13 protein-coding genes are annotated in these 17,563 nt (G+C 37.0%); 5 read left to right on the plus strand and 8 right to left on the minus strand.

Annotated elements, in window-relative coordinates; all coding sequences use genetic code 11:
- Nucleotides 1–68: 68 nt before the first annotated feature.
- Nucleotides 69–1,613 carry a phospholipid carrier-dependent glycosyltransferase gene (locus HEQ36_RS16320; protein ID WP_053539487.1) on the plus strand — a complete coding sequence of 515 codons (1,545 nt, stop codon included), beginning with the start codon at nucleotides 69–71 and terminating at the stop codon, nucleotides 1,611–1,613.
- A 2-nt stretch (nucleotides 1,614–1,615) separates the two neighbouring features.
- On the opposite strand, the gene HEQ36_RS16325 is transcribed toward HEQ36_RS16320, so the two are convergent.
- From HEQ36_RS16325 to HEQ36_RS16360, 8 genes are all read right to left on the minus strand, one after another.
- Nucleotides 1,616–2,890, minus strand: coding sequence for a glycosyltransferase (locus HEQ36_RS16325; RefSeq protein ID WP_168636725.1), 1,275 nt, complete (start codon nucleotides 2,888–2,890; stop codon nucleotides 1,616–1,618).
- 279 nt (nucleotides 2,891–3,169) lie between these two features.
- Complete coding sequence (uvrC, locus tag HEQ36_RS16330; protein WP_053539485.1) at nucleotides 3,170–5,047, minus strand: excinuclease ABC subunit UvrC; 1,878 nt, start codon at nucleotides 5,045–5,047, stop codon at nucleotides 3,170–3,172.
- 256 nt (nucleotides 5,048–5,303) lie between these two features.
- Nucleotides 5,304–6,059 carry a YebC/PmpR family DNA-binding transcriptional regulator gene (locus HEQ36_RS16335; RefSeq protein WP_039200743.1) on the minus strand — a complete coding sequence of 252 codons (756 nt, stop codon included), beginning with the start codon at nucleotides 6,057–6,059 and terminating at the stop codon, nucleotides 5,304–5,306.
- Nucleotides 6,060–6,538: 479 nt separating this feature from the next.
- Nucleotides 6,539–7,186 (minus strand): Uma2 family endonuclease, encoded by a 648-nt coding sequence (locus HEQ36_RS16340; RefSeq protein ID WP_168636724.1) that lies wholly within the window; start codon nucleotides 7,184–7,186, stop codon nucleotides 6,539–6,541.
- Between the two features lie 44 nt (nucleotides 7,187–7,230).
- Entirely contained in the window at nucleotides 7,231–7,833 is a 603-nt protein-coding gene (locus HEQ36_RS16345) for a hypothetical protein (protein ID WP_027401100.1), read from the minus strand.
- Between the two features lie 590 nt (nucleotides 7,834–8,423).
- A complete protein-coding gene (locus tag HEQ36_RS16350) occupies nucleotides 8,424–9,449 on the minus strand; it encodes a glucokinase (RefSeq protein WP_039203311.1) in 1,026 nt (341 codons plus the stop codon).
- Nucleotides 9,450–9,524: 75 nt separating this feature from the next.
- A complete protein-coding gene (locus tag HEQ36_RS16355; protein WP_053539483.1) occupies nucleotides 9,525–10,172 on the minus strand; it encodes a histidine phosphatase family protein in 648 nt (215 codons plus the stop codon).
- A gap of 33 nt (nucleotides 10,173–10,205) precedes the next feature.
- On the minus strand, nucleotides 10,206–11,372 hold the full coding sequence (locus tag HEQ36_RS16360) for a pyridoxal phosphate-dependent aminotransferase (protein WP_053539482.1): 1,167 nt from the start codon (nucleotides 11,370–11,372) through the stop codon (nucleotides 10,206–10,208).
- Nucleotides 11,373–12,149: 777 nt separating this feature from the next.
- Between HEQ36_RS16360 and gntT the strand changes: the two genes are divergently transcribed.
- The 4 genes from gntT to HEQ36_RS16380 all read left to right on the plus strand — a co-directional run bounded on the left by gntT (nucleotide 12,150) and on the right by HEQ36_RS16380 (nucleotide 17,445).
- The gene (gene gntT, locus HEQ36_RS16365) at nucleotides 12,150–13,607 is read left to right on the plus strand and encodes a guanitoxin biosynthesis MATE family efflux transporter GntT (RefSeq protein WP_053539481.1); all 1,458 of its coding nucleotides are present in this window, start codon (nucleotides 12,150–12,152) and stop codon (nucleotides 13,605–13,607) included.
- 558 nt (nucleotides 13,608–14,165) lie between these two features.
- Nucleotides 14,166–15,383, plus strand: coding sequence for an aminotransferase class I/II-fold pyridoxal phosphate-dependent enzyme (locus HEQ36_RS16370; RefSeq protein ID WP_168636723.1), 1,218 nt, complete (start codon nucleotides 14,166–14,168; stop codon nucleotides 15,381–15,383).
- Between the two features lie 178 nt (nucleotides 15,384–15,561).
- Nucleotides 15,562–16,461 carry a dihydrodipicolinate synthase family protein gene (locus HEQ36_RS16375; protein WP_205748597.1) on the plus strand — a complete coding sequence of 300 codons (900 nt, stop codon included), beginning with the start codon at nucleotides 15,562–15,564 and terminating at the stop codon, nucleotides 16,459–16,461.
- Nucleotides 16,462–16,503: 42 nt separating this feature from the next.
- On the plus strand, nucleotides 16,504–17,445 hold the full coding sequence (locus tag HEQ36_RS16380; protein ID WP_168636722.1) for a phytanoyl-CoA dioxygenase family protein: 942 nt from the start codon (nucleotides 16,504–16,506) through the stop codon (nucleotides 17,443–17,445).
- The last annotated feature ends 118 nt before the right edge of the window (nucleotides 17,446–17,563 follow it).

Below are 17,563 nucleotides of genomic sequence, written 5' to 3' on the forward strand. Positions count from 1 at the left end.
CCGAAACTCAAGACTTAAAAGTTTTGAGTTTTCGGTATCAGTGACTTTTTTTAGGGTGCATTCTCAATATGAATAATGTCTATTCGGTGTTAATAATTGCGATTTCTCTATTACTGAGAATATATAATCTTGCTAATAATCCTATTGCCTTAAATCAAGATGAAGCCATAAATGGTTATGACGCATACTCCCTAATTGCTACCATGCGGGATCATCATGGGAATTTTCTGCCAATTATGTTGGAATCTTTTGGTGATTGGGTATCACCTGTTATCACTTATATCACAATTCCTTTTGTACAATTATTCGGATTATCAGAATTTTCGATCCGCTTACCTGTTGCCTTATTAGGAGTGGGTACGGTCGTTCTCATATACTTATTTAGTCTACAAGTTCTTAATGATAAAAAATTAGCCTTAATAGCTGCTTTTCTTCTGGCAATTATACCCTGGCATATCACCCTTTCCAGATGGGCTATTCCTCCCAGCATTGTGCCATTTTTTATGCTGTTATTTATGACAGTATTTTTATGGGCTGTTAAAAACAATCCAAAACAATCTTATAGGTTAATTATAGCATCCATTTGTGCAGGAATACTAACCTATTCTTACCCAAGTCAAAAATTATTTGTGCCACTTCTATTAATAGCATTAATGATAATTTTCTTGCGTAAGAATATCACTAAAATAACCATATTTTTATTAAGTTATATCATTTTTGTATCGCCAATATATTTATTAACTTTTGCTGATCCTGATAGATACAACGGTAGGTTTAAGATTGTTTCAATTTTTGGTCAAGAAGAAAATATATTTATTATTTTTGGGAAATTTTTATTAAGATATTTGAGCTATTTTTCACCAGAGTTTAACTTTGGTATTAGTGATTCTAATGTTATGCAGAGAGTTCCCGGCTTTGGTGCTAATTATGATTTTCTATCAGTATTTTTTTATATAGGAATTCTGGGATGTTTTACTCTAGCTTTTAAGAAAGATAGTTTAACTTATCCACATCGTCAGATCATCTTATTATTACTTGCATGGCTTTTTATTGCCCCAATTCCTGCCAGTTTAACAGAAACATATTACCATACATTAAGAATGATTCATGGATTACCTTTAACTATTATATTTGTGATTTTTGGGTTAAAAATAATAGTTGATTCCATAAAAGATATCCAACTAAAAAAGAAGTTGATTGTGATTGTGATCTTTCTAGGAATAATGAATATTCCTAGTTTTAGTTATGTTTATTTTCATAGATATCCTCAACAAACCCTGACTAGAGAAATGTTCCAATATGGAATTAAGGATTTCATGAATTATGTAATTATTAATCAGGATAGATTTAATAAAATAGTCATTGATAATCAAATAAATCAGCCATATATCTATTATCTATTTTATGCAAAATATGATCCAAAGTTAATTAATCATCTGGAAATTCAGCCAGATAAAGAAATTAAAAAAGTTGGTAAATATGAATTTAGAAACATTGATAATCAAGAGATTATCAATACCCAAGAAATATATCAAGTTAATGATAAAGATAGAATTTGGTATAAAATCTATGAAAGAAATGATCGGGTTCTATTTGTTAAAAAAGTAACCTAAAATCAAATCAAACCCATTTCCTTTAAACCTTGATAAAGTCGTTTTGCTTCTTCAGGGTTGTTTAATTCATGGAGAGAAATGGCATATTCAAAAGCTTCTAAACTACCTTGAACATCGCCAATTTTCAAGAGTACAACCCCTAAATTTTGATAAGCTTCTGCATAATCAGGATTCAAATTAATGGCATTATTATAGGCATCAATAGCTTCACTAAATAACCTCATTGCTTTGCATACCATGCCTAAATTATAATAACCTGTTACAAAATTAGGATCAATTTTTATGGCTGTTTCATAAGCAATTTTTGCTGCTGGTAAATCTCCTACATTTTTGAGTAAATTTCCTAAATTATTATATCCTCCTAATTTCAAAAGGGGATAGATAGGCAATTTCACCGCAGCTTGATAATGAGAAATAGCTGGGGATAAATTTTGTAAATTCGTGTAAGCAATTCCTAAATGGTAATGTAATTCATATAAAATATCGTAATTTATATCTTCATCAAAATCAACTGCAAATTTCTGTGACTGCGAATGTTTGAATTTACTTAACGTTTTTTTTTCTTCATTAACCTGATTACCAATTAATTGATTTAATCCTCGATTTAATAACTCCATACCCGCATCAATTTTCCCCATTTGCATATACAAAGCTCCTAATTTACTGCATACATAAGCATCATTGGGGTGACTGGCAAAAAACTCTTCCATTGCGGCTGCGGCTTTAGCATATTTATTCTGTTCATTAATTACAGCTTTTTGATAACCTGTATGGAGAATTGCTACTCCTGGTAAATAACCAATTTGCCAATGTGGTTCTTGAGTGAGAATTGCGGTGACACTATCATCAATTAAAGCATGATAAGGGCGATCAAAAGATATATTAGGATGATAACGAAATAGTCGAGAAACCAGAGAATAAGGTGATTGTGTTGAACCGACTTCTTGACGTACTAAATTAATTACCAAATATTCTTCTTTGCTAATAACTGTTTTAAGTAAGGGGATAATTTCATCTGTCAAAGTTTCATCAGCATCTAAAACTAAAATCCAATCACCTGTCACATATTTTAAAGCTTCATTTCGAGCCGAACTAAAGTTATTATTCCAGGGGAAATAATACACTTTAGCCCCAAATTGTTGAGCAATTTGTGGGGTTTTGTCAGTTGAACCCGTATCAAGAACTACAATTTCATCAACAAAATTATTAACACTTCCTAGACATTTTGGTAAGCTAGTTTCTTCATTTTTTACAATCATACAGAGACTGATTTTCATCTGGTAACACTATGGTATTTACAACTATGGTTAATAATACAGCAGAAGTCAAGAACCAATACAATTCAATTAACAATACCTCTAGGTTGAGGTACGTTCACGAAGTGTGGCGATAGCTTGCGTGGCGACGTAGAAGCCATAGCCATAACCCAACAAATGCGTCGGGTTGCGCTGTCGCTTAACCCGACCTACAAAAAATGGAGAAGGTATTGATTAAGAAATTGTTTTACCTCTGTGTCCTCTGTGTCCTCTGTGGTTCGTATCTCTGAAAAAATATATTTAAACAGGATGGAAATAATCATAAATATCTTGCGCTAACCGTGAACCAATTCCGGGAACTTCAGTTAATTGTGTAGTTGTAGCTTGACGAATATAATCAAGAGAGCGAAAATGCGCTAATAACAACTTTTGCCGATTTTGTCCTAAACCGGGAATTTCATCTAAATGCGATCGCTTTAGTTTATCACTTCTTTGTTGACGATGAAAACTGACAGCAAATCTATGAGCTTCATCTCGCAATCTTCGTAATAACTGGACTCCTGGTTGTTCTGAGTCTGTTTCTAAAGGTTTTGATGAGTGGGGTAAAAAGATTTCTTCTCGTTTTTTGGCTAAACTGAGAACCCGCAAATCTGCGAATAGATTCATTTCCGTTAAAATCCCCACAACGGCAGATAGTTGACCTTTACCACCATCAATCATAATTAAATCAGGCCAGTCAGTATTACCTAATCTTGCTAATTTCGGATCTTCAATATATTTACGAAATCTTCTCTTAATAACTTCTGCTAAACTGGCAAAATCATCGGAATGACCAATTGTAATATCAGGATTTTTAATTTTATAATGTCGGTAATATTGTTTGGCTGGTAAACCATCAATAAATACGACTTGAGAACCTACTGCATTAGTTCCTTGAATATGAGAAATATCATATCCTTCAATGCGTTTGGGTAAATCTGGTAAGTCGAGAATAGCGGCTAAATCTTGGGTTGCTTGTAAATTACTATCACCCAATTTTTGCATTCTTTGTAATTCATATTGGGCATTTTTTTCGACCATTTCTATTAATTCTGCCTTACTTTGTCGCAAAGGATTGAAAATTGTCACTTTTCTACCTTTGCGTTCTGTTAGAATAGCGGACAAAATTTCACTATCTGGTAAATCATGCTGTACTAAGACTTCGCTGGGAATTTCTACACTTTCTGCTGTTTGATAATGTTCCTCTAAAACTCGTTGTAAAATTGCTCCCGGTTCAGGGTGGGAGTCAGCAACAAAAGCCAAGCGTCCCACTAATTGACCGGCGCGAATTTGGAATAATTGAATGTAGGCGTGTTGATCATCGGCGGCTAAAGCGATCGCATCTCGTGATACTGTATCATCAGGTAAGGATACTTTTTGAGCAGCATGGAGGGATTTTAATGCTCCAATTTGATCACGAATTTTTGCCGCAGTTTCAAAATTCAATTCTGCTGCGGCTGTTTCCATTTGTGCTGTTAAAATATCAATTAGTTCCTGAGTTCTGCCTTGAAAAACCATCGCTACTTTTTGGACAATTTTTGCATATTCAACCGGGGAAACTAATTTTTGACAAACACCAGGACAACGACCAATATCATAATTTAAACAGGGACGATCTTTAAATAAAGGTTGTGGTCTTTGTCGTAAAGGAAAAATCTTTTTACACAAATGGACAATTTCTCGTAATAAACCGGAATCTGTATAAGGACCGTAATATTTATCTTTGGCTTTTCCTAATTGACGTTTGCGGGTAATGAAAATGCGCGGATATTCATCTGACCAAGTAATGCACAGATAAGGATATTTTTTATCATCTTTGAGTAAGACGTTAAAATATGGCTGATGCTGCTTAATTAAATTGGCTTCTAGGGCTAATGCTTCTGCTTCGGTATCAGTGACAATGAATTCAATTTCTGTCACTAACTTAACCATTGTGTTAATGCGTTCAGTCTTGTTAGTGGAGTCCCGGAAATAAGAACGGACACGAGAACGCAATTTACGAGATTTACCTATATATATTAGGCGATCGCTGCCATCCCGCAACAAATAAACCCCCGGTTCTGGGGGAATTTCTCCCAGCCGATTTTCTAACCGTTCTGGGTTTTTATACAGTGGTAAGATTTGCTCAGATATAGTCACAAATGTATTTTACAGGAATATCCGGTAAGGGTAAAGCTCAGTGGCTAAAGCCGCTGAGAGTGTCAACTTGAGTTTAGATTTAATGTAGGGGTAGGCCTTGTGCCTACCCCGGTATTTAGGGCAACCACAGGGGGTTATTGATACACTACCATAGATAGATGAATTTCAGCATTAATTCAGGTACATTAAGCGACTATAGTAAACACTTGGTATATATGGGCTTGGCGATTTACCAAGCCTTTTTATTGATTTAGTGCTAGATTATACTAAGTTCCATTAAACCATCTGCCATTTCAAAATTAGCTGTCACACTTTGGACATCATCTAACCCTTCTAGAGTATCAATTAATTTGAGGAGAGATTTAGCTTGATCTGCATCTGTAACTTCTACTTGATTACCAGGAAGCCAACGCAATTCTATATCTGTGACTTTAAAACCTTTTGCTTTTAAGGTTTGGCTGAGTTTCTCCAAATTTGCTATTTCTGTAAATACCTCAACTGTTTCCTCTGCCATGATTTCATAAGATTCGGCATTTCCTTCTAAGGAAGCTTCTAAAAGCTTGTCTTCATCAATTACACCTTCGACGACACAAACTCCTTTTTGGGAAAACATCCAACTTACACAACCTGTTTCTCCCAAGTTTCCGCCATTTTTGCTAAAAGAGACGCGCAAATCTGCCGCAGTTCGATTCCGGTTATCTGTGAGGGCTTCAATTAAAATAGCGACACCACCGGGACCGTAACCTTCGTAGCGAATTTCTTCAAGGATGCTGTGATCACTGAAAGTACCTGCACCTTTAGCAACGGCTCTATCAATATTATCATTGGGAATCCCCGCTGCTTTGGCTTTATCAATGGCTGTCCGTAGTTGAAAATTACCTGCTGGATCTGGTACACCGTTTCTCGCAGCCACAATTATTGCCCGTGATAGTTGGGTAAATATACTTCCCCTTTTTGCATCTACTACGGCTTTTTGACGTTTAATATTTGCCCATTTACTATGTCCTGCCATAATCACCAAAATTATTAATACTCTGCTCACAAATAGGAAACCCCTCTGGTAAACCTCTCCCCGCACCCCTCCCTGACCCTCCCCTACAAGGGAGGGAAAAGGAGCAGCTTTTATAATTGGAGAGGCTTTGAACCTTGTTCTTTGTATGATAAAAAAGCCCAGCTTCTACCCGTTTTGAGTATATATAATAATCCAGCCGATTAACAACAAAAATACATAAAAAGCAAACCTGCTTATCACACCACAGAAACAATTATGGGAGAGGTTGAATATAGATAATGTATTTTGCACAACTAATTTATGATTCAGTTATTAACAACGGGACATCATAAAATTTAAACTTTTGATCCACCGTAATTATGGTTAGCCCATAAATATTATATAGCAATCTGGTTTTCTTACTCACAATCTCATTTTAGCATGAAATACCACTGCGGTTAAAACCGTGGTCAGTGAGCTTGTCGAACTGCTCGTGTCGCTTATTGCTGAAATTGGCTTAACAACCAAGCACAAACTTGACTATGATCCATTTGTCGAGTTTTTCTTAATGCTTCGTTTAGTAAAGAAATTTGTAACCCTGGTAATACTTGAGATTCACTAATTCTTTTACTGCCACCATTTTCAATCATAAAAGGGATAACTTGGACATTCTGCACATGAAGTACCCAGTATTCGGCTACACCTAAATCTTCATACATCAGGCGTTTTTCCCCTTTATCATCAGCTAGGGAACTACTCGCAACTTCAATTACTAAATCTGGTATGGGATAAATATCTAAATTAACAATGGAAGTTCCATAGGGAATAGCATTTGCTTTTTCAGCAATGTAATAAGAAACATCTGGTTGGACTTCTTGAAATCCGATTTTTCTGTATGTACAATTATCTTTGCTATTAAATTTAATTCCTTTAATAGTCGCAAATAGGTTAACAGCAAAAATAATCATACTATGGTCACTGGCATGATCATTTCCGATTGGTGGCATTTCTATCCTCATTTTTCCATTGTGATAATAGCCTTTGGCTTTTTGATCAGGATAATTTTCAATAACCTGAATATATTCATCCCAAGTTGCTGTTATCCAAGTGTTAGTTAGTAATTGCGTTGGCATTTCAGTGATGATCATTTTTTCGGACTCCTGAATATTTCACCGATATTACTCATTCTCAATTAAGGTTTAACAACTAAGCTGAAGGAATTTAAATAGCCTGTAATAGTTTTATTTAAAGTTTCATGCTGTTTTTTGGAGACGATAGCCATAACTTTATATAATCTACCATGAGCAACAAACATTCTGGTTTTAGTAATTTTACCGATAGCATTAACATATTCAATTTCTTTGCCGGGATGAAAGTTAGAACTGCGAATATTGCGCTGATTTAGTAATCTACTTTTGGTGGTTGTTAGTTCTACATATTGGGCTTGATCCATGATTGTTTGGGGGTTAGTCATCTGGACATAGCTATCAGGAAATTCATTGTATGTGACTATATATGCAGCTTCTTGTTGCGGTGGTTGGATTAAAAATATTTCTAATTTTATTTTTCCCATATAGGTTTTTTGGATTTGGGTTTTTCGCTTGGGCATTCCTGGCATTAATACGGTGAAATATCCATCAGGGGATGTAAATGTTCGCCATTTGGGCTGTATTACTGCGGGAACAATAGGTTTTTTTTCGGCAACTTTGGGTTTGGATAAATGGACTTCGGCGACGGCGTAATTGCTAGATAAAAAGGTGGCAGCAATCAAAGATAGTAAAATTTTGCTATTCATAATTTATAAAATTTGTAGATGCAGATTTCACTGTTATTAAGAAATAAGCATTCAGCCATCACTGTTCAGCAATTACTATTTAATCAATAATTTACCGATTTATAAGGAAGAACGCCGAAAACCCTTGAAAATGTGGGTGACTCAGGAAGCCACATTTGGGCTTTAGACAAGGGATGAAGGCTAGAGGCAGGATAAATCCTGCATTGATTTTAATCCATATTCGTGATACAACTATATTGTCACTAAAGACATAAAAAGCTACCGAGGGACTCTCGGAAAGTTACGCTTGTCAGATATGATTTCGCCCGCCAGGGCCAACGAAATCAGGGCAAGAACCCAAATATTTAAGGCAGTGCCTGAAACTGGGATAACTGAGGGATATAGACTGAAACTCTCTATAGAATCTTCGCGTCTTTAGACCGGAGAGTGTCAACAAACTTTCTGACTCCTGACGTTGCTAGTAGTTCGTCAAATTTATTTTGACGGGTAATGATCGGAAAAAACTTCTGTTCTTCCCTCCCCTACCCCTGGTGCCTCTCTTCTCCCCCTGCTTGCCTTCACCCGTCATTTTTGGGTTGACAGACTACTAGTTATAACCTAGAGGCAGACAAAGCTGCACCAATTAATCCCACTTGTTGATTAAGAATTATATGCACGGGGATTTCTTCGAGAAGAGAACGCATTCTGCCTTTTTGGATAAAATTCAAGAGGAAACTACCATTTTCCATTAAGGGGAGGATTTTGGGGGCGATACCACCGGCAATGTATAATCCGCCATAGGGGAGGAGTTTTAAGGCTAGATTGCCGGCTTCTGCACCGTAGGCTTTTATAAATAATTGCATGGTTTGTTCGGAAAGGCGATCGCTTTTTTGCAGTGCAGCAGCGCCAATAAGGGCCCCTGGATCAACGGTTTTTTCGGTTGTCTGTGCTTCTTGTTCCCATGTTCTGACTGCTTGGGCAATTTCTGGTGATTCGGTGGCTATTTTTCTATCTCGTAAAAATTGGTAAATGGAGGTAATTCCTAACCCGGAAACTACTCTTTCTACGGAGACTCGTGGAATATCATGTTTATCTACTAGATATTTCAACAGTTGAAATTCTAATTCATTGCGTGGTGCAAAATCTGCGTGTCCACCCTCGGAAGGAAAGACTTGATATTGATGGTCTTGTTTAATCAAAAATCCTTGTCCTAACCCAGTTCCTGCACCGATTACAGCCATTGGTGCTGCTGGTTGGTATTTACCAACTTGTAAAGTTAGTAAATCCTGTTTTGTTAATCCAAAAATGCCGTAACCAACAGCCGCAAAGTCATTAATCAGGGAAATTGATAGAATACCCAATTCTTGAGTTAAACGATTTGTATCGAGAAACCAGGCTAAATTGGTCAACTTGGCGGTGTTTTCCACTACTGGTCCTGCGATCGCAAAACAAGCCTTTTCTGGTGTGCTAGAGTTAGCTGTAGTCAAAAACCTTTGGACGATGGGGACTAAATCAGGAAAATCTCCACTGCGAAAACTCTCTTCGTGCAGAGTTTTTAATCCCAGTGTTTCTGAAAATTCCACTAAACGCAAAATAGTTTTTGTTCCGCCTATGTCTCCGGCCAGTAGCAATGTCATAAAATTTATCAGTTAGTAAGTTACTTTTGCTGAGTCAGCGTTAGTTGTGATTTAGAGAAAATCCTCATTAAATATTTACACAAATCTCACCAATTCTTCAACTTTCGTCAAATGGGACGTATCACCCTTTAGTGCTAACAACCATTCTGAATCTTGGCGGACAACTTTTACTAAAGAACATAGAGAAGCTTTGACTTCATTTTTGGCTATGTCCCCTACAAATCCCATTGCTGCACCCAAGACAGACGCGCCATGTGCCACCAATAGGATATCATGGGGGGAGAATTCAGTAGATAAACACCTGGCAGTTTGTGCCGAACGTTCCCGCACCTGTTGATGAGTTTCCGGGTATTTTGCGGCTATGCGTGATGTGTAACTGGTATCAATTCTGGGAAATAATTTGACTAAAGCTGAAGTTGGGAGTTTTTCCGGTTCTTCAGTCATCCATTCGGGATTAAGCCATTCACTCAAACCTACTTCCAGTTTAATAGATAAATCCAAAACTTCAGCGATCGCATTTGCCGTTTGGATAGTTCGCAAAAATGGAGAAGCAAAAATATGGGCGATTTTTTCCCCTTTAAGTCGCTTTGCTAACTGCTGCGCCTGAATCATACCATCATCTGATAAAGGTGGATCATACCGTCTTTCGGCGGTTAGAAACCAATCGGGATATACGAAATCAAGGCGGTTAGCGTGTCTTGCTATCCAAACTATTTGACTCATGGGAAAATCCGAATATTAATTTTTGTTATGTGGCTATAATACGATACTTTGCAAACCTTTGACTAATCTTTCTATACCTGCTTTAGCTGTATCTGCTGGTAACGCACCATAAGCAACCCGCAAATAACAACCATCTTCCATCCCAAAGGTTGTTCCCGGAATCACTGCTATTTTGTGTTCTTGAATCAGTTTTTTCACTAATTCCAAATCATTCATTTTTGTCTGCACTTTCAAGAAAAAGTAAAATGCACCATTAGCTGGTGTAATTGTACATAAATCCTGAAGCGATCGCAGTGAATCAATTACTATTTCTCGAACTTTAGCAATAGTCCCAATATTATCTTTTAAATAATCATCTTTTACTTGTAAAGCCCCCAAAGCTGCATATTGAGAAACCACAGGTGGACAAATTAAAATGGTATCTTGGACTTTTTTCACAGCAATTAATAGATGTTGAGGAATTACCATATAACCAATTCGCCAACTAGCAAAACCATAAGCTTTCGACAAACTAAACAGAGAAATTGTATATTGATGACTGCCCGCAAATGCCCCCGGTGAAATATGTTTTACACCGTCATAAGTAAAATATTCATAAGCCTCATCACTAATATGATAAATTCCCCTTTCTCGACAAATTTCATTAACTTGTTTTAATGCTGTTTCTGAATAAATAACACCTGTAGGATTATTCGGAGAAATCGTCACTACCGCACGGGTTTTATCTGTAATTGCGGCGGCTATGGCTTTAGGAATTAATTGATAATTTGTATCTGTGGCAACTAATACCGGATGACAACCTGCCATTTTAATTGCCATTTCATGATTAAAATAGTAGGGAGTATTTAAAATAATTTCATCACCAGGAGAAGTAATTGCTAAAATAGCATTTATAAACCCCATATTGCTACCTGCTGTCACCACAATAGCATTTTCTTCATTGATATCAAGACTATTAAATATTGATAACTTTGCTGCTAATACTGTTAATAATTCAGGAATCCCGATAACGGGTTGATAAAGATGATTTTTAGGTTCAGCCAGGAACTTTGGTAATAATTCCATTGCGGTATCTGGTGGTTGATAGTGAACCACACCTTGTCCTAAAGAAATTGTCCCAGGAGAGTTTTTAATTAATTCTCCCACCACCGGAATAATTGGCGATTGAATCGCTGCCATTCGTGATAATTTATAATTCATAACTCTTAAAAATGTATATGTAGGATTCTATTCCAGAGTATCACCATTTATCTAATTTTTTAAAGTAAGTAGGTGAACACAATAAAACCAAACTGTGTAAGAGGATGTTTGAAAAGTATCAGAATTAATCGAGATACCCCCAACCCCCCTTACAAAGGGGGGCTAAATTCCTCAAAGTCCCCCTTTTTAAGGGGGACTTAGGGGGATCTGCGGGTGTCAGATCCCACACGAAAAAGTTTTCAAACAACCTCTAAAGAAACGTAAAATCGCCCAAACCCTCTTCACTCTTGCCTATTGCCTATTGCCTATTGCCTTGCCATAACGACAATTTTCAACACCAACCTACTTAGTATGGATTGAGACTTTTCAAACACCCTCTTAGAGGATGTTTGAAAAGTGGTATTCCGTAATTTTCATCACATTGCTACCCCCCTTTCCCCTTGTAAAAGGGGAAACAATAAAAATCCAGTTCCCTCCCCTTGTAAAGGGGAGGGTTAGGGTGGGGTAAAAAATATTTGATACATTGACCATAACTTTTCAAACACCCTCTAAGGGGAGATATACTGAAAACGGTTCATAGTTTAACCAAATATGAAACCCCTCTGGTAAACCTCTCCCCCTTGCGGGGAGAGGCTTTGAACTTGTTCTTTGTATGATAAAAAAGTCCAGCTTCCAGCCGTTTTGAGTATAGAGGATGAAGACAAGTAGAGGGAGCAGAGGAGGAATAGAACCATTACCCGTTAAAATATCTTTGACAGACTACTACTTACTTAAAAAATGAACCCGACACTCAAAAACAAGTATGATTTCATACCTCGCTATTTCCAATTAGCTCTAGCCAACGTCCTATCGAATATTATGATCCCGGTAGCTAATTTAGTCAGTGTCATATTTTTGGGTCATCTTGAAGAAATCAACAACTTCGCCGGAGTCATCCTTGCTGGCAACTTGCTCAACTTTCTCTACTTCGTTTTACTCTTTTTACGAATGGGGACTACTGGAGTCACAGCGCAAGCGGTTGGACGAGATGACAGGGAAGAAATGTTATTGATAGGATTGCGTAATGGTTTAATAGCTTTGGTGCTGGGTATTGCCCTCATACTTTTACAATACCCTTTGGGAGAGCTTGGGTTTACCATCCTCAATGTCCCCCTAGAAATCAAATCTTCAGGTCTTGCCTATTTCAACACCCAAATTTGGGGAGCGCCTGCGGTTTTGCTCAATTTTGTTCTGATAGGTTGGTTTCTAGGGCGAGAAAAAAATGGCTTAGTTGTGCTGTTATCAGTAGTTGGTAATGGTGTGAAAATTGGACTTGACTATCTGTTTATTATCAACTTAGGGTGGGAAAGTATGGGAGCAGGAGTTTCTTCTGCTGCCAGCCAATATATATTGTTGTTGGTAGGATTGATATTTTTTTGTAGAGAATTCCAGTGGTTGGAAGTGATATCTATAGCGTTTAAAATATGGGACATCTCAGCTATAAAATCTAACTTAACTCTCAATGGCAACATCTTTATTAGCAATTTAGTTCTTCTGTTTATCTCCTTAACATTTAGTTATCAAGGAGTACAGATGGGAATGCTAGTTTACGCACAGAATTCTTTGTTGTGGCAGATAATCAGCTTTAATACATATTTTATTGAAGGAATCGGATTCGGTACAGAAAGTTTGGTCGGAAACTTTAAAGGAAAAGGAGATTCACACCAGTTAGCACCTCTAGTTAGTTTTTCTGTCTTAACTGCTCTGATTGTAGGAATATTTTTCGGTGGAATATGTATATTATTTCCCGATAGTGTTTTTAGATTATTCACTAACCACACCGAAATCATCTCTAAGATAGATACTTTTGTTCCCTGGTTGGTACTGGCCTTGGTACTTAGTTCTATAGATTTTACACTGGAAGGATACTTCTTAGGTTTAGCACAAGGACATACCCTCCGTAATGTTAGCTTAGTCGCTCTTTTTATCGGATTTGCACCTGTGAATTTTGCTGCCGTTAAGTTCTCCAGTAACCATATCTTGTGGTTGAGTCTATCTTTGTTCTATGCAATAAGAACGATGATGTTTGTGGTAAAGTTGCCCAGTACATTTAGAAATGATCTTGATAATATTAGTGCTACTCTCCCGGCTTTAGAAGCAAATCCCCTGTTGACTTTAGCTTTTGGAGAAACTCGTGAACAAATAATGGTGGAAAAGTTGGGAGTAGGGGAAGATGTTGAAAACGGGCGCATATAGCAACTATTATTGACCTCAATTCAGCCATTAAGTAAGGCTCTTCGGTACTTGTTATGCTAAATTATTTTTTTTAAATCCCAAAATTCTTGTTATATAAGGATTTTACTTTAATTCATTGGTTATTTTGACAAATTTGGTATCAAGAACAATAAAACCCTTTATTTATATGGGTTGTGGGGTAAATAAACTCATGTTTGGCATAACAGGTACGGAAGAACCTTAAGTAAGAAAAAACACGGTAGTGGTAAATATGTAGTGAAATGGCTGCTTGTGGGTGGGGACGTTGGGGACAACAAATTTCTCAAATTATTGCTACATCTCATCTTCAACAGCCTTGTCACCCGTTAAGTAAACTTTTATTAAGGTATTACATTTTAACTATTAAGTCATTGTATATTAATCCACGAAAACTAAGTATATAGAAAAAACTAAAGTCATACAACGGTATGTAAAGTTGTCTTAATACGAAGTTCTGATTGAGTTTCAGCCATTTTACAAAACAGTTCGATAGTGGCTATAAACAGGGAATAAAATATTTTTGCTTCTGCGAGGGTAATTATGAATCAGATCAAATTTGAAGATTTAACGCAACATGAAGTTCAAGCACTTAAACACAAATACAATTTTGCTGATGCTCATACCCATCAATCCCAATCTATCTCTCAATTAGAAATTGTAAAAAGATTGCCAGAATTATGGCTGGAATCTGAAAAAATCAAACAAGAGGTTCTCAATACAAGATTTATTGAGACTTTCTATAAAGTGAGAAAAATTGAGTCAGCCTTAATGCCGAACAATATTATGCTGCATTATGCTGCTTCAATTGCAACAATTCAGGTAGCTAACTTTCTCTTAAAAAAGAGATTAACAGTGAGTTTACTGGAGCCTTGCTTTGACAATCTATATGAAATATTGATGCACATGGAAATACCTCTTTCTCCTTTAAAAGAGGAATTACTTCATGAAGAAGATAAAATTTATGAAAACCTGAAAAATCATGTAAAAACTGATGCTATATTTATTATAGATCCGAATAATCCCACCGGTTTCACTCTGCTGGATAAAAAAAATAAGCAATCTTTTGAAAATCTAGTCAGGTTCTGTAAAGACTATGACAAAATTCTGATAATAGATTATTGCTTTGCGAACTTCTTAATGAATGATGAGGAAATTGAACTATATGATACCTATAAAATATTAAGGGAATCAGGTGTAAAATATATGGCAATTGAAGATACAGGTAAAACCTGGCCGATTCAAGATGCCAAAATAGCCATGCTGAAAGTAAGCGATAATCTTTATGACGAGATGTATAGTATCTATACAGCTTACATACTAAATGTATCGCCTTTTATTCTGAATTTTCTCACAGAGTATATAAAGGATTCTCAAAGATACCAGTTTACTTCCACAAAAAATCTTTTAAATACTAACAGAAAAATTATAGAAGAAATTTTTGATAATAGTATTCTAAAAATACAAAAACCAAAAGGTAAAGTCAGTGTGGCTTGGTGTGAAATTATGGAACCCAATCTCACAGCCACAGAATTACAAAGAATTCTCTGTACAGGAGGGATTTACGTTTTACCAGGCAGTTACTTCTTCTGGTATAATCCTGCTCAAGGAGAGAGATATATCAGAATAGCTCTAGCGCGGAATACTGATAATTTTTTGGAAGGCATGTCATTAATTCGGCAAATACTCAACCAGCTAGATACAACCTTATCTTTGCCATCATTAGCAATTGAAACAGAGCTTTCATTAATTAGAAACTAAATCTCTAGCACCAACATGAATAGGACTCTATTTGTATAAAATTCATACCCCAAAGTCTGAAATGACGCAATTTCCTTCATACAGATAAAGGTTAATTTATACAGTAATTAAGTCCTAATGAATTAAAAATTCATCATTAAAACCTGATGCAAAATCCACTGAAATAGTAGGTAATATAATGAAATGGCAAGGTGTAATGCCAGCAATCACAACTGGCTTTAAACAAGACTTAAGTTTCGATGCGGAGTATACAGCTAAACACGTCAATTGGTTAGTGGATAATGGCTGTACAGGTATTGTTGCTAATGGCACACTTGGAGAAGCAACCTCCCTAAGCTTTGATGAAAAAATTCAGGTTCTCCAAACTTGCATAACAGCGGTTGGCGATCGCGTACCAGTTATTTCTGGTATTGGTGCGATGACAACAGCCCAAGCAGTAGCCTTGGCAAAAAAAGCTACATTATTAGGTTGTAGTGGCTTAATGATTTTACCACCCTATCAATACAGCACAGATTGGTATGAGATGAAGGCTCATGTAGCTGCTGTCATCGAAGCCACAGACACACCCTGTATGTTATACAATGACCCAGATGCCTACGGAACTGATTTTTTGCCAGAACATATTGCCGAACTAGCGGCGGATCATTCTCATCTTTGTGCCGTTAAAGAAGCAACTACTGATGTACGTAGAATTACAGCTATTCGTTCCCTACTTGGAGAGCGACTTTCTATATCTGTAGGGATGGATGATATCTTAGTCGAAGGTGTAGCCGCAGGGGCAACATCTTGGGTAGCAGGAACTGCCAATGCTTTGCCAAAAGAAAGTGTAGCCCTGTTTAACTATGCTATTCAAAAAGAGGATGATCAAGCTTTTCGTCTTTACAAATGGATGATGCCTTTGATGCGACTCAACGCAGATCCGAAGTTTGTCCAGATGACAAAGCTGATGCAGCAGGCTGTTGGCTGGGGAAATACCTTCGTGCGTCCACCAAGGTTGGAACTTACAGGATTGGAACTGCAAACATCCCTGGATATTATAAAAACAGCTTTGTCAGATCGTCCAGAATTTATCACCTAAGAACAACAATCCATTTGAATCAATAATTGCAGGAGAATAATTATGGTTACTCAAACATCCTCTCAAGAAACTCCTCTACCAAACATAGATCAACAGAAAATAATTACAACTCGTCCCCTATCATCAGCACAAATTGCGGAATATCACGCTGAGGGATTTGTCATCATTCCTGGGTTTTTTGATCCTGAAGAACTCGAACCCTTGAGGTTAGCTTGTGAGGAAGATCCGGAAATTAGAGGGGCACAGACATCTGTCATTGATGACCAAGGTAGGGTTTTTAAGGTTGCCAGTTGGAGTGATTTAAGCGATACGATGCTGGGGGTTATTCCCAGAATGGCGCGGGTTGTTGATGCATCTGAAGCACTACTGGGCAAAGAATGCTATCACTGGCACTCTAAAATTGTCAGAAAGCAACCTCACTCTGAAAGTGTAGTAGGTTTTCATCAAGATTATTGGTTTTGGTATCATGATGGTTGCTTGTTTCCAAACATATTAACCTGTACAATTGCTGTTGATAAACACACTAAAAACAACGGATGTCTCCAGGTAGTCAAGAAATCTCATTTAATGGGTCGTATTGACCAATTTAAGTTTGGCAATGATTATTGTACTGATCCTAGTCGAGTAGAAAAGATTTTGGCAAGACTGGAAATGGTACATTGTGAGATGGAAATGGGGGACGTGCTATTTTTGCACGGTAATACCTTGCACTGGTCAGATGTCAATCACTCAGATATGCCCCGCACTATTCTCCATTGTACCTATAATGCTGTGTCAAATGCGCCATTTTGGGTAGAAGGTCAAGAACACCATATATACAAGCCATTGCACAGGTTGCCAGACTCAGTACTCAAGGATGGTAAATACGATTCAGTCTTTGAAAAACATAAGTTTCACAACAAGGAAACAGATGAGAACCGGGGTACTGGTATATTTAGAAGATCAGCAAATCAGGGATTAACAACTTCTGAAGCCATTGACTAAATATTTAACTAAATTGTAGGCGCTTCATTTTATCTAGGCAAAACCGGACAGGATTTACTGGCTTGGTGAATAAATTTTTGTAAGGTTGTCCAGTTTTGTCCAGGATTTCCCACGCCAA

Origin of the sequence: Anabaena sp. 54, assembly GCF_017355725.1 — a bacterium.
Classification (GTDB): domain Bacteria; phylum Cyanobacteriota; class Cyanobacteriia; order Cyanobacteriales; family Nostocaceae; genus Dolichospermum; species Dolichospermum heterosporum.

Excerpts from the sequence above, each read along its gene's own strand:
- HEQ36_RS16375 (WP_205748597.1), top strand. The coding sequence starts at position 15,562 with ATGAAATGGCAAGGTGTAATGCCAGCAATCACAACTGGCTTTAAACAA.
- HEQ36_RS16370 (WP_168636723.1), top strand. The coding sequence starts at position 14,166 with ATGAATCAGATCAAATTTGAAGATTTAACGCAACATGAAGTTCAAGCA.
- HEQ36_RS16345 (WP_027401100.1), bottom strand. The coding sequence starts at position 7,833 with ATGAATAGCAAAATTTTACTATCTTTGATTGCTGCCACCTTTTTATCT.
- HEQ36_RS16350 (WP_039203311.1), bottom strand. The coding sequence starts at position 9,449 with ATGACATTGCTACTGGCCGGAGACATAGGCGGAACAAAAACTATTTTG.
- HEQ36_RS16360 (WP_053539482.1), bottom strand. The coding sequence starts at position 11,372 with ATGAATTATAAATTATCACGAATGGCAGCGATTCAATCGCCAATTATT.
- gntT (WP_053539481.1), top strand. The coding sequence starts at position 12,150 with ATGAACCCGACACTCAAAAACAAGTATGATTTCATACCTCGCTATTTC.
- HEQ36_RS16320 (WP_053539487.1), top strand. The coding sequence starts at position 69 with ATGAATAATGTCTATTCGGTGTTAATAATTGCGATTTCTCTATTACTG.
- HEQ36_RS16355 (WP_053539483.1), bottom strand. The coding sequence starts at position 10,172 with ATGAGTCAAATAGTTTGGATAGCAAGACACGCTAACCGCCTTGATTTC.
- HEQ36_RS16380 (WP_168636722.1), top strand. The coding sequence starts at position 16,504 with ATGGTTACTCAAACATCCTCTCAAGAAACTCCTCTACCAAACATAGAT.
- HEQ36_RS16340 (WP_168636724.1), bottom strand. The coding sequence starts at position 7,186 with ATGATCATCACTGAAATGCCAACGCAATTACTAACTAACACTTGGATA.
- HEQ36_RS16325 (WP_168636725.1), bottom strand. The coding sequence starts at position 2,890 with ATGAAAATCAGTCTCTGTATGATTGTAAAAAATGAAGAAACTAGCTTA.
- HEQ36_RS16335 (WP_039200743.1), bottom strand. The coding sequence starts at position 6,059 with ATGGCAGGACATAGTAAATGGGCAAATATTAAACGTCAAAAAGCCGTA.